The sequence below is a fragment of the Niabella sp. genome (genome assembly GCF_030150205.1).
Lineage (GTDB): Bacteria > Bacteroidota > Bacteroidia > Chitinophagales > Chitinophagaceae > Niabella.
Genome location: NZ_JASLGT010000016.1, coordinates 47,963 through 62,277, shown reverse-complemented (window position 1 = coordinate 62,277; position 14,315 = coordinate 47,963). Strand labels below are relative to the sequence as shown.

Sequence of the window (14,315 nt, the reverse complement as noted above, 5' to 3'; positions counted from 1 at the left end):
CATTTTTTACATTTTTGTGTTAACAAATCCGCAAACAACTGATCGCATGGCCAACCAATATGGCATAACGACCCCATTGTCAGGATTTAGAAGGCGGGTAGTTTAGGGAAATATGAAACCGGTAGAAAACAGTCAGCCGATCCGTATGCAGTCACAATGATTGGTTGCTCATTGAACCGCTGAATTTGCGGTGTTGCTTTTTTTTGAAATAAGTCCCTTTTTAAAAAAGAAAGGATCCGTTCAAATTAAAATTGGCATTCTACTATTTTTCCTCTGGCGCAAAAGTATCAGCAACTGCAGGGAGCGCCAAAGAATACAGTGCAAGAATTCCTGAATTTTGGTAACAACGCTCCTTTATTAAGCTTTAATTTCATGATTTGCAGGGCCTTTCTTTTTACACGACAATTATCATTATTCAGGAAAAACAGAAGCCCGTCCGGGTTGAAACAACTTACCATTGGCCGTTTTCTATAGCAGCTTATAACTTGAAGCAATCATTACGGAAGTTGTTTCAGTGCATCGATATATAGCCACAGATGCACAGATTGGGGCTTTATATCGAAAAACCAATCCTCCGAACGGGGATACGGGGAATCAGTAGCGATAAAAATGTATACATGGTTGTTAAACCCATACTTGTAGCAATCATTAAGGACTTTGTTTCAGTGAATCGATATAGCCACAGATGCACAGATTGGGGCTTTATATCGAAAAACCAATCCTCCGGGCGGGGATACGGGAATCAGTGATCGTAAAAATGTGTTGACGGCCGCGGAGCACTTGCGCGATCTGCAAAAAATAGCCATGCAATTTGCGGCGAATACAAGGTGTCTCCGGTCGCAATGCGAATGAAGCCCGATGATCCCTCCATGCAGTATCTGCGCATCTGTGGCTATAAAAATATAGGGGTAACTGATTAACGCCTGCACAATCTGAAAAAAGCATTAGCATTGATCCGGGAGGTAAAAGGTCTCCCTTAAAGCGTTAGCTGTGTATTTCGGTGGCTATAAAAATTGTGTGGATGACCACCATACTCCCCACAAAGCCTTATCTGCACATCTGCGGCTCTAAAAATGTATTGACGATGGGGATCCCATAATACATCATCTGCGCATCTGTGGCCATAAGATATGCAGATGAACGCTGAGCGTATGTAACCCTTGAAAAATATCCCCGTAAATCTGATGAAAATATGATGAAGGTTTAAACAACCTCCCGCTTGTACATCTCCTTTGTTGACTACCGTTTCGTTAAATCTAAAAGAACACCCCTGGGTTAAGAATAACGGGGGATGTTCTTATTAGCCCTCTAAACTTACTTTACATCACTGACTACTTTAACTATTTTTGAAGATTCTTTATTGCCTTTTATGTCCCTGCGCTCCCAATACACAGAAGATGATTCACCGGGCTTCAACTCCGCCGCTTCTGTTATATTGAAGCTATAAGACACCAGCACCCCGGTCGTTAAGGACAACAGGATGAACAATGCTACCAGCATACGCGTCCAGCTCAACCGCACAAAACGCCTATAGGAAATCATGGCTACATAAATGGAATGGAGCAGTTTTTGTTTGTTCACCAATGTTTGTGTTTATGAATTACAGGAAGCACCGGTAACCGTTGCCGTATTTCCTAATTGACTGATCGTATGCAACAGTACCCTGTTTTCTGTTTTCGAAAAAACGGTGATCACATTGTTCTTCAGCATTTCTTTTTTCAGGCCGTCATCCTCGCAAGATGAATAGCCAAAGATCTTTATGGATGGAAAGCGTTGCGATAAACGTTTTGCGGTACACACCCCGTTCATCACTGGCATTTCCAGATCCAGGATGCAGATATCCGGGAGCAGGGCAGAGGTTTCAATCTGGTGGATCAGTTCCTGCCCGTTGTAGGCCTGGCATACCAGCTCCAGAGCGGTATGGCTGCCGATCAGCAACCCCCAGATCTTATGTTGAATGGCACAGTCATCGGCAATGGCAATGGTAATTTTTGCTGCCGGACGCCGGCCGCTCCCCCGTTCGTTTCGCAGGTTTCCGTATGGCGCACCCGGCAGGCCTTCATAAAAGGCATTCATCCTGCTCTTGTACCGGAATCCCGTTTTCCCCGCCTCCTGTTGATTTCGCATATCCATTTTTACCAAACCTTATTGGGTTATAAATTGATCATAACAGCTCATTTGCATTGCCCCGGGGACATGCATTTGAAGCTTCTGGATTAGGGGGAGATGAGCATGGGTGCAGTTGCAACAGGCGGCCGGCCGATCCGTGATCAAAGAGGCCGCCTGAATATCGCGTTCCCTTTAAAATTACAGCGCATACAGCATGAAAACTGCTGCCGGCAGCTGCTGATAAAAACAACATAACCAGCGATAGGGTTCCATTGTTTCCGGCGCAAAACTATCCGTGATCTGGTTGCCTGCCAAAAAAGAATCTACAAAAATTCCGGAAATCTGACAGGTTATGCGATAAAGACCCCGCAGATTGTTCCGGCGCTCAATTAATGGACCAATAAAAGAACCATCACATCTGCGGGTTAATGCATGTACCGTTAAGAAATGCGGTACGGTTAACGGGAGTTGATAAGGAACGGGTATCAAAAATAGCTTTATAAGTTATGCCCTGTCAGTGAGCACACGGCCCGTGGCGCAAGTCATGGTTTATATCACCACAAACCATTTATAAAAACAGCCATTTTGATAAAAAGATACCGGCCTGGTATGCGCAGTAATAAGGCGGGGCAGTACCACTGATGCATCACCTCAAAATAAAAGGAGCACACAAGGCGCCCCTTTTTTCTTAAAACTGCAACTACGAAAAAGTTATTCCTTCACCGCCATCACCACTTTTGAGTAAGACCGGGTGTTGTCTTTATCTACCTGTACTACTCTTATATACAGTTTGCCATCATCCGCAGCCTGCGCTCCCGTTTTTTTGCAGCCCCCAATGGTAGTAGCTAATCCAACCGCTATTAATAGCACAAAGGGCATCCGGTTCCTGCGGCGGAAGCAAAAGCCAAGTCCCCCCAATACCAGCACACCCAATCCCAGTGCCGTCATGTTTGAGGATATATCCCTGCTAAACTGGTATTGGATGGCATCTTTTGAGTTACCATCCGGAGCCAGCGATTTTACAGAACCAATGGTTGTAAAATGGGTTCCGTCTGCAGACGCCTCAATTTCAAAATGGTCATTGTTTACTTCCGTTTCCGTAGCCCAGTTTACCATCAGCGCGCCGTTCTTAAAGCTGGCTGCAAAACTGCCGAATGTAACAGGCAGCGGCAGGGAGAAATTTATAGTATATTTCGCATCCGCACTTCTTACATTGGTGCCATTTACGGCATAGAAAAAGGAAGTGGTTTGTGCGCCGTCTCCCGGAGCAATGAACAATTTCGCGGGGTCATAGCTGGCAATTACGTACCCCCCTGCATCTATGTCATCCTGCGTAATTACATGCCCGTCATACGTTAGCACAAAACCGTTAGTAGGTATACTGGTAATGGTTACTGCACGTCCTTTCCAGCTGATTTGAGCACCGCCGGTTTCAATTGTACTGCTCCCCTGTAATGGTTTATCCTCCAGGCTTACAGCAACCGGGCTGGCTTTAACATCCTTTATAACCGGGTAGGCAAGCGGATCACAGGCATTTACATTAACGGTATAAGCCGATCCGGGCATCTGACCGGCTGTTCCGGCCACCAGGGGTATTCCATCAGCATCTACCCCACCCGTGAGCATACTATTGGCGTCGAGATCTGCTGCGGTAAAGTTTGCCGCGCCTTCAATCGCATCCGGGCAGCCGTCGTTATCACTATCTGTATCCAGGTAGTTGGGAATGCCATCCCCATCCAGATCATCGCAGTCCTGGAAATCGGCACCGAATACAAAATTGCACCAATTTTCAATTTTCAGATACTGAAAAGTCACCATACTGAAGGTCCCCTTCAAACGAACGATGGCGTATCCTTCTTTCCCCGTGATCTGTCTTAAATTATCTTGTGTAACCCCCGTTGACCACTCTACCTGGATATCGTTGCCGAACAGGATCGGAACCGAAGTATTTGAGGCCCCTATCGAAGCAAACACCAGCACAGGGTTCATCATCGGACTGGCAAACCGGAGGGTATCGCTGGTTGCCTGGGTGTTCTTGATCGTAGGATTCAGATTGGGCACGGCGTATTTTGCAGGAAAGGTTCCATGAGAAAATACATTACCTGTAGTTTCTATGAAATGTGAAGAACTATAGGTATATCCGATGCCATTAATGGTGCCGGTAGCCTTATAGGGCCCACCAGCCGAGTTGCTGATGGTGGGTGGGTTCGACCAAAAAAAATTAGACTTGTTACACTCATAAATATTAAGGATCCCATCGTTGTCCGCATCCAGGTCATCCTTATTTAAAATACCATCCCCATCCATATCATCCAGGGGGCCGCATTTATTACACTGACTATAAGTTTGCAAACTAAGAAAAAGAACGGTTAGTAAGAGGCAGATCCGATTCATAGAATTTAAATTTTTAGAGGTTATTGAAAACATGTTTTATTGAATTGTCAGTGTGAGTTCGCTTCCCTGCTGAAGGGTATTTGTATAACCGGACTTAAGCCGCTTCCGCGGCCGGTGCATTCGGTTGCAGTATATTATTGGGTGGCATGCATCTGTTATTTAAAAAACGCGAAAAACCACCGCTACCGTTTTTGAACACTATTTTTGGTTTCATATGATGGGGCGGAACAAATCTTTTTACTGCATTGCGCACACAATCGTTAGCAGTATCTTATTCCCTTACCGCCATAATTACCTTCGAGTACGACCGGGTATTGTCCTTGTTTACCTGCGCTACCCGTATATACAGCTTGCTATCATCCGCAACTTTCTCTCCCGCTTTTCTGCACCCCCCGATGGTGGCGGCCAGTCCCAATACCATTAAGCATGCAAAGGGCATCCGGCTTCTGCGGCGGAAGCAAATCCCCAGGCCACCCAATATCAACACGCCCAATCCCAGTGCAGTCAAGTTTGAGGACATATCCACGCTGAACCGGTATTGGATGGCATCTGTTGAGTTGCCATCCGGGGCTAATGATTTTACAGTGCCGATGGTTGTAAAATGGGTTCCGTCTGCAGACGCCTCAATTTCAAAATGATCATTGTTTACTTCCGACCCGGTAGTCCAGTTTATAACCAGGTTTCCATTGCTCAGGCTGGCAGTAAAAGTACCAAATGTAACAGGCAGGGGCACGGCGAAGTTTACTGTATAAGTAGTATCATCGCTTCTTGCATTTTTTCCGTTTACCGCATAGGAAAAGGAAGTGCTCGTCGCATTTCCAGGTGTACCTGGTCCCGGAGCAATGGACAACTTAGCCGCATCATAGTTGGCGATCACATATCCCCCGCCGTCTATATCTGCCTGGGTAATCACATGCCCGTCATAGGTCAATACAAAACCATTGGTGGGCAGACTGCTAATGGTGGCACTACCGCCTATCCAGTCATGTTGCGTATCTCCGGTTTCATTGCCCCGAAGCGGCTTATCGCCCAGGTTCACTGTAGTGGGCCCACTTTTAACATCCTTGATGATAGGGTAAGCAACCGGTTTGCAGGTGGCGTTGGCCACCAGTGTGATATCATCCACGGAAAAGTCATTGCCACCGGACGCAGTGCTCGAGTTTAACAGTTGAATCGTATAATCTCCGGCAGCGCCGGTGGTAAAATTCAGGAACAGGGGTGTCCAGGCAGCAAGACTAACAGTGCCGGTTTGTGCCCTGGCAATGGGCGTTGATGTAGGAGTAGGCGTACCTTCATATACCCGTATTTCCAGGCCGTAGAGCGAGCCATTGAATGCAGCCGCATGCCAGATGCCAAAGGTATATGTAGCGCCAGCTGATAAGGACACCGTTTCCTTGTAAAATGAACCGATACTGGTGGAACCGTTTACGGCCAGGTAAGCATCATCATCAGACCCGGTTGTATGGCCTGCATAAGACCAGATGCCCATGTAAGTGGAATGCCAGTTCGGGTAATAACTTTTACTGATAACCGCATATCTGCCCGCAGGTTGCCCTCCCTGGTTTCCGCTTCCGAAACTATACCCCCCTCCCGGAGGTGTCTGCAGATCCCGTGGAACGGTAGTCGTACCAAAAGTACCATTGAATTCGCCCGTAGTAATACTTGTGCCACACTGGCTATAGGTATACAGGCTGCAAATAAGTGCCACCAGGGAAAAAAGACATCGGCTCATAAGCGCTAGGATTTTAGAGGGTTTTTGCAAGGCCTCCGGTGCATTTTCCGTAACGAGGCTTTTACCCTGTAAATATAAACACTCTATATATATAAAATACATCCAGCTATTCATTATTTATTTTAATAACTGTTGAGTAACGTACCATTCTATGTTTATCACCTGTGCGATCCATAAAAAAGCGGCCGGCCCTCCCGCCGTCGTTTCTTTTTATTGTCTGCATTGCCGGTTTCATTCATACCAGGATCATAGGGCCTGTTATTAAACATCCCTCCGATTCCTGTTGCCATTAGCCGCAGGTGTGCCGGATGCCGGCAGTAAAAAAACCGAGAATCATCCAACGGATTTACCGGGCGGGGCCAGCCCAACCTCCCTCCGGTTTCATGGTGGTTTGTTTACCACCTGGGTAGGATCAAAAACCGGGCAGCGATCATGACCGGGCTAAAGGTCATGTTGCGATGCAGCCTTATACCATTCTTCAGCACCGGTCATCAACAGGCGGCCTATTGAACATTATTCTTTTATCACCTTTACTACTTTTGAATAACCAATACTGCCTTCCTTATCAACCTGCGCCACTCTTACATACAGATCGCCTCCGGTACCTGTTGTAAATTCCTTTTCCCTTTTATTACAGGAATGTCCTGCTATCAATGCAGCCACAACCATCAGTGCCGCCATATATACCCGGTATTTCTTTTTGCTGCCGGCGGGGAAAGAAAGCAGCCCCAGCAATGCCAGTCCGGCAAGGGCCACACCTAAGCGATCCATTCCCATAGAGAAACTATATGCAACAGCTGTATCGGAATTACCCGAAGGTGCAAGGGATTTTTGTTCGCCGATCGTATAGAAGATGTTCCCGTCTTTTGATACCTGTACCAGGTATTTTTCATTATTTACCTCGCTTTCCGATGTCCAGTTCACTTTTAACAATCCATTATTGAGCACCGCAGTAACGACGCCAAACTGTACGGGCAGCACCGCATCGGTAATGGTAACCGCAAAGTCTTCCATCTGGCCATATTCCAGTTCAGAATTATAACTATAATCCGGGCTGCCGCCATAATCTGCCGCCACCCTCATACGTAACGGTGTATTCAATACGGTTGCGCTACTTAATACCGCCGGAGGTATGGCAATGCTATGTGTATAATCGCCGCCCGTTGAAGGGTTGCTGCTTCCCACTAATTCACCCGAACCATACAAGCCATCATTATTCAGATCCAGCCATACTTTAACCCGCTGCTGGTTTAACCCCGTTGACACTTCGATGGTATAACTGCCCGTTTTTGACAGCGTGGTGCCAATGGTACAGGTTTTGTCTTCATAGGCAATCTTTGATGTGGATCTGTATGCATCCGACTGGTAGTACATCGTATTCAATTTTACCAGCAGGGGCCCCATCCCAAACCCGTTATCCGGCTCAGACACCACTGTTTTATGATCGATGGAAGTAACAGCTATTCCGGATGGTGGCTGATCCCCAAGTGAGGAAATTAAACTATAGCGTTCCGTAAGCATTGTGGCCTGCAGCCGATCACCCTGACCGGGGGTAAACCGGTCGCGACAGCTGAAATAGCTCATGATATTGGTACGGGAATTACCCCATGCCTGGTTGGTACAATCGTTGATTGTACCCGGGGCAAAACAGGTCCAGGATTTTTTATGTGGGTCGGTATCGGCCACCTCATCGCCATCGGTGTTCGGATTGGCATTTACCGGGCAAATGGATTCTTCGTCTCCATTGGTTTTGCTTTCAAAAGTGTGGTACAGCGCAAGAGCATGTCCTATTTCATGGGGCAGGGTTAAGGCGGTGCCGTTTACCACGCGTGCATCCAGTACGGTGCCATCCTCTTCGTTATACCGGTTGGGAAAATAAGCATACCCATTGGTACCCCCATCACCGATCTTATGCACGATCCAGATATTATAGTATTCGTTCCGCGGCCATTTGCTCAGGGCCAGCAGTTCCGCCTCAGGCATGCCGGGCCCTGTACTGCCATCCCGGAGTCCATCCGCTACATACCGGCTATCCGTAACCTTTGTTCGTACAATACCGGTGGTTGCATTACAATTGGGGTCCCGTTTGGCCAGCACAAAACGGATCGGTGTGCTGATGCCCCCGGATGCATACTGCCCGGCGTATACCTGGTTCAGGAAATTGATCATACTGTTAATAGCTGCATCCGTAGGATGATCCGTAGAATTATCGTCATAGGCGTTCGGAGTGCCGGGAGCACCAGGGACAGCGTCCGCAGGCCGGTATAAGACATGCACCACCACGGGGATCTGGTACACGGGCCCCGGAAGTACTTCCCGGTTTTTACTGGTCTGGCGCAAATTCTTCAACACATCCTGTTTACGGCTTATTGCTGTTCCGGCCGCTATAATCTGTTGTGCAATCTGCGGGCTGGCCATCTGTCGTTTAAGTCGCGCATCAAAGCCGCATACCTCCTTTTTTTGGGCACCTGCTTTTGGGGATACGGACAACAATAACAGCAGAACGATTAAAAACGAACGATTTTTCTTAAAAAAAGTGCTCATAAGCAGGGAGGCTTAGTATGATAGATAATAAAAATATACAGACCCATCCGGCAGAGAACGGGTATTAGAACTTCAAAAAGATACCGCACTACCAGTTGGTAGTTTGCACAATGATTTCATGGCAGGCTACTGAGGTTTCAAACTTTACTAAAGGGCGCTTGAAGTATTACAGCGGCCGGGCGTAGCCACGAAACTACCGGGGCGGCCATCTATTAACAAAAAAGGCCCTACCAAAATTCCGGAAAACCAGTAGCATACCCAAGTTTAAAAAATCACAAAATTTTAATACCCAAATATTTACAAAAAAAACGTTTCAACCATTTTTAAAAAAGCCTACCCTTCCCGAATCATTTACCCAGCCAAAAAAGGGAGTAAAGAAATACTCCCCGGTTCATAGGCAGCCCCTTAGTATTTTTTGAAAAAGCAGCTTTAAATGATATTACTACACGGTGTTACGCAGCGCTTCCCGGCGCACGGTTGCTACCGCATATATATAAACACTATAAAAGAGACAGTAAAAGGGAAGATCCTGCTGGCAACGGTGACCGGGAATCGCAATCACAAACATACCACCCAAAACAGCACCGGACTCTTTTGCGGGAAGACTTGTCTGTCAAAAATCCCGAAAATCGATAGTATCGGGTGGTCGCCGGGGTAATTTTTCCATGCAGGCACCGGCAAAAGAAAAGAACGCGCTCTATCACTCGTGTACCTTATCCAGGTATTTCACAAAAACAGAGGGTGATAACCCGGTAAATGTTTTAAATACCGCAGCAAACTGGCTATGGGAAGAAAAGCCCGCAGCCGTAGCCAGGGCACTGATCTTATAGTGCCTCCATTCCGGGTGATGGTTTAGTTTTTCAATAATATAGTTTACTCTAAGCTCATTGATATAACCGTTAAAGTCGGCCTTTTTATGTACTTTAATTAGATAAGAAAGGTACTTTGTATTGGTATTCAGCCTGGTAGCCAGCGACGAAAAAGAAAGACCACCATCCAGGAAAAGATCCGATTGTTCAAAATCTGTCAGCCGTTTCAAGAGCCTTAACTCGGTTTCTTCGGGCATGATCCTTTTTTCGGGGGCATCCGGGCGCTGTTCCGGACTTTCTGCAACCGGCAACTGCGCTGTGAGTGATTCAGCCACAACGGGTTCATCGTGCAGCTCCTCTGTTACCGGAGTTGCTTCCGGTGCCAGGGATGATTCCTTTTCCTTTTTACGCAGCTGCTCCAGGATGGCCTCAAACTGGGCCAGTTGCCGGTGCTTTTTCCGGCGGTACAGGATAAAAAAGACAACACAGGAAACAAGCAGCAACAAAGCGCCGAGGATCACCCCTGTTTTTACATTACTGACCTGCTCAGCCTTTATGCCTCTTTGTTCCAGTTTTCGATAGGTTTTATCCAGCAGCTCGGCTCTTTTATCCAGGAGTTCGCCGGTTACCGAGTCCTTTTTTTCACGGGCCGCAGCCAGCTTTTCCTGGTCCTTTACCTGCGCGTAATATCTTTTTGAGAGCGCGTAAATGGCTTCCTTTATCTGTAAATATTGCGATGCATCGGCTACCTGCTCCGCTTTATCCAGGTAGCGCTTCACTTCCGGCAGGTTTCCATTCTCCAGTTCCGTTTCTGCCATGCCCTTGTACAATAAACCGGTGATATAGTCGGCCGGGATCCCGGAGCTCAATGCCTCTGCCCGCTTATAGTGTATCAGCGCCGTATCGTAGCGTTTAAGCAGGCGGTAGTTGTCGCCCAGAAGGCGCTCATTACTCCGGAGCAAAAAATCCCTGTTAATTTTCAGTTTATTGAAACTCTCCCCTGCCTGTTGCAGGTACCCGATCGCCTGCCGGTTGTGTTCCCCATCCATATTGCTGAAGGCCAGCTCCTGCAGCAACAGGCCCCGGGTATTGTTGGCCTGCTCGGGATCTGCAATTTTGGGTATGATCTTCAGGGCTTTTTCCGAATATTCCCGGGCTTTGTTGTAAAGCTCCGTTATGCGGTAAAGGCCCGCCAGGTATGCGTTCCCTTTTGCCTGCCAGGCGTAGTCGCCCGTTTCCCCGGCCAGTTTCTCCAGCTTTTGCGCATATTCTATGGCTTTTTCAATATCCTCTTTCTGCTGGTACAACCTTGCAACCAGCATCATGCTCCGGATGCGCAACACCGTTTTGTGAGAGGCCCCGTACAACGAGTCGGCCGCAGCCAATGCGGCGGGTAGGTCTTTGGGGGCTATTTCCTTGGAAATTCTGTTGTAAATTTTGTCGAACGCGATCGAATCCTGGGCCCGGGCATCCCTGGAAGACACCAGGAGAACGGCCGTACAGAACCAGTAAAACAATACTTTACTATATGCTTTACATGAAAAGAAAGAAAAAAAGCAGGCTTTACTGCTCCTGCGCTTATTTGCCTGGTTAATAATTGGTTTACACTTATTCCGGTACTGAAAAAAAATCGCCATATCCCTTTTCTCATTTTGCCTTAATAACCAATTGCAGCAGTGATTTTAGCTGGTAACCACAAGCCGGAAGTTGATCTGCGCACGAAACTAATGGAGCAGGCATCTTCCGGCAAAAAAATCTGTCAAAATTCCGGCACTTTATTATTCTTCAAAATCACAAAGACAATAAACGTTACTAATCAGTAAATTACAAAAAAACAAAAATCAACATACAATTGGCCGGTCACAGCAGATAATGCTTACCACCCGTTTCCGGCCACAAAAATAACCTACAAACAGGTTCGGGGATCTGTTTTATCCAGACCTTGTATAGCAAAATTCCCGAAAAATGACAGGTATTCCGGGCATTCACATTACACCGATCTTATATTTTTACACCGGCACGCTTATTTTAGAATTTTACGAGCTCAGCGGCTTCTTGCTTCCAGAGACGGATATTAAAAAATATTGTTCCCCCTTCTTTGCAGGTAATACAAACTGACGAACATGAGCATAAAGGCATTCCGGGTATGGATATTGCTGCTGGCACCGGTTTTTGTTAAGGCCCAGGACTCCGCTGCCTATAACCGGATCTATGACCAGGCAATGGATGAGATCGCCCCGAAAAATATGGACCGGGCCATTGCCATTGCAGATTCGCTCTATCGCAGCTCCAAAACACCGGAATACAAGGTTCGGAGCCTGATGCTCATTGCCTCTTTTTACGAGTTTAAAGAAGCATTCAACCAATCCATCAGCTATGCAGAGCGGTCTTATGCCCTTATTAAAACAACGGATAATTATAACTGGCGGGTAAGGGTTTGCGGCTTCCTGGCAGCCCAGTACCGGAAGGTACGGTTATATGACCAGTCAAAAGCCTATGCCCTGGAAGCCCGGCAGCTGGCGCATAAAATCAATCGTCCTGGCGAGCGCAATGCCACGCTGGGCATGATACAGCAGGAGCTGGCGTACTCCGAAATGGCACAGGAGCATTATCCTGAAGCCATCCGGCAACTGCAAAACGCACAGCCCTTTTTTAACCATACGGAAAAAAACAGGGATTTTTTTACCGCGGATAATGAGCAGCAGCTGGGGCAATGTTATGACCATATGAAGATATATGACAGTGCCATCTATCATTATAAAAACGCCCTGATACTTTTACCGGGGGCATTCAATCATGTTACCGGTCAGGCCTATGCAGGACTGGCAGCCATTTATACCGTTCAAAACGAATTAAAAACCGCGCAACCCTATATAGACAGCGCTGCAAAACTGGCCGCTACCCTGGAGGACCTGCGGTTAAAAAACAGGATCTATAAAGTGCTGCAAACCTATTATGCCAAAACACAGGACCTTGCCCGCATGGAAGCCGCCCGCAATACACTGGATACTGTAGCAGAACAGCTGTCTAAGAACACCGCAAGCTTTTATGGGAACACCTTCCTTTCCCTGAAAAAGAAACAAGCCGCAGCCGAAGAAAAAAGCAGCCGCAAAACCTGGTATATGATCGCCTGCCTGCTGTTACTGGGCACCGGTATGCTTTTTTTTATCCGGTACCGGAGCATACAGCAAAAAAAACTGGAACAATTTAAGCGCATACTGGAACAAGCCGCTGCAAAAGAGCGGCAACGGGCACAATACGCAGCGCCCATAGATACACGGCAACCGCCGGCCCCTTTGCCAGCCGTTGCGGAAACGGTTGCGGCTTCCTGTTCCTGTGAAAACGCAGCATCCATAGAAATGCCTGAAAAAGACGACAAGAAAGACGGCCTGGTCCTGCCACCTGAAACAGAGCAAAAGCTGCTGCAAAACCTGGAAGCGTTCGAACATTCCGGGCAGTATACCTCCAATGATATGTCGCTCCCTTTCCTGGCAGCACACCTGAATACCAATACCAAGTATCTTTCTTTTGTGATCCGGAAATACAAACAAAAAGACTTTAACAGCTATATCAACGAGCTGCGGATCAACTATGTGATCGATATGCTTAAAAGCAACAAAGCCTGGCGGCAATATAAGATCAGTACCCTGGCGGCCACCGCGGGGTTTTCCTCACACAGTCAGTTTGCGGCCATCTTTAAAACCTTTACCGGCTTATCGCCTTCGGTTTTTATCCGTTATCTGAATCATGAAGGGTAAGACCCGGTACATTTTTATACGGATCTTTTCCCGGATGACGCTGCAATATTAACAGGGTACTGCAAAAGACCTTCGCCGTTAATAAAGTGATGAAATAATATCGGGGGCCTATTCTTCTAATGCTTTTCGCAGACTGGCTGCGGCGTGTGGTTTGTGCGACACGAACCAGGGGGCAGTACTTTTCATACGGCCATTATATCCGGCAAAGCCAGGAACTGCCGGTAGTTTCGTCGCAATATCCCGTACCTGTTTAGCGCTTATGGATTAATGAGCCGTTCGGCGGTTCCCGCGGATCTCGCAGATCAAAAGCAGCGCAGATTTCCGCCGACGGACGCGCGGTAAGGGCCTCAGCCCGCCGGCTTTATTTACAATGCAAATATTTTAAATAGCGGTTACAAAAAGCCAAAAGGGCTTTAATGTAAATAGCCTCCGCAAAGTAAAAGCGGCAATGCAGGATACATTCAACCCTCACCGGAGGTTGAACGGTCAATATTCCATTTTACCTCCAGCGCTGTTGGAGGCCATGTACATCCGGGTCTTTCGGTCCTTCAGCCATCCTGCAGGTGCATACCAGTGCCGGGATATGATGCCTGCAGACCGGGCCCGCTACATAAAGAACTGCTCCGAAATAATTTTACCATCCCTAACGGTATATACGCAGAGTTCCTGTAACTGTTCACGACTTCCCCCTTTCATTTTAAGATCCATGGTGAGCACAAAGGAGAAGGCATTGCCGGCAATCAATGGTTCGGAAACGGTAGTCCCATACCGGGCCTCCACCATTGCGCTGAATTTTTTATCCTTTTCCATTAAGGCCCTCAGTCCCCTGGTTTCCTTCTCAAACCCCGGGATTTCAACAGGCTCGATACTTACCGCGTCCTCCGCGTATAACTCTTTTTGGGCCTGGCTAAACTGTTCGTTGCGGCAAAACTCCGCCAGGCGGGCTGCCATTTGTGCTACGGTCATAAC

At 47.3% G+C, this 14,315-nt stretch carries 8 protein-coding genes; 1 reads left to right on the top strand and 7 read right to left on the bottom strand.

Annotated features, from left to right (window positions below; translation table 11 throughout):
* Positions 1-1,314 precede the first annotated feature (1,314 nt).
* From Q1V85_RS13405 to Q1V85_RS13380, 6 genes are all read right to left on the bottom strand, one after another.
* Complete coding sequence (locus Q1V85_RS13405; protein ID WP_300600731.1) at positions 1,315-1,581, bottom strand: hypothetical protein; 267 nt, start codon at positions 1,579-1,581, stop codon at positions 1,315-1,317.
* Between the two features lie 12 nt (positions 1,582-1,593).
* Positions 1,594-2,127 (bottom strand): response regulator transcription factor, encoded by a 534-nt coding sequence (locus Q1V85_RS13400; protein WP_300600729.1) that lies wholly within the window; start codon positions 2,125-2,127, stop codon positions 1,594-1,596.
* Between the two features lie 693 nt (positions 2,128-2,820).
* On the bottom strand, positions 2,821-4,503 hold the full coding sequence (locus Q1V85_RS13395) for a hypothetical protein (RefSeq protein WP_300600727.1): 1,683 nt from the start codon (positions 4,501-4,503) through the stop codon (positions 2,821-2,823).
* A gap of 271 nt (positions 4,504-4,774) precedes the next feature.
* Positions 4,775-6,235, bottom strand: coding sequence for a hypothetical protein (locus Q1V85_RS13390; protein WP_300600725.1), 1,461 nt, complete (start codon positions 6,233-6,235; stop codon positions 4,775-4,777).
* A gap of 513 nt (positions 6,236-6,748) precedes the next feature.
* Positions 6,749-8,779: a M43 family zinc metalloprotease gene (locus tag Q1V85_RS13385; protein WP_300600723.1), complete on the bottom strand. Its 2,031-nt coding sequence runs from the start codon at positions 8,777-8,779 to the stop codon at positions 6,749-6,751.
* A 700-nt stretch (positions 8,780-9,479) separates the two neighbouring features.
* The gene (locus Q1V85_RS13380; protein ID WP_300600721.1) at positions 9,480-11,225 is read right to left on the bottom strand and encodes a helix-turn-helix domain-containing protein; all 1,746 of its coding nucleotides are present in this window, start codon (positions 11,223-11,225) and stop codon (positions 9,480-9,482) included.
* 486 nt (positions 11,226-11,711) lie between these two features.
* On the opposite strand from Q1V85_RS13380, the gene Q1V85_RS13375 reads away from it, so the two are divergent.
* A complete protein-coding gene (locus tag Q1V85_RS13375) occupies positions 11,712-13,346 on the top strand; it encodes a helix-turn-helix domain-containing protein (protein WP_300600720.1) in 1,635 nt (544 codons plus the stop codon).
* 606 nt (positions 13,347-13,952) lie between these two features.
* Here the strand turns inward: Q1V85_RS13375 and Q1V85_RS13370 are convergent.
* Positions 13,953-14,312 carry a SnoaL-like domain-containing protein gene (locus tag Q1V85_RS13370; RefSeq protein ID WP_300600718.1) on the bottom strand — a complete coding sequence of 120 codons (360 nt, stop codon included), beginning with the start codon at positions 14,310-14,312 and terminating at the stop codon, positions 13,953-13,955.
* Between the last annotated feature and the right edge of the window lie 3 nt (positions 14,313-14,315).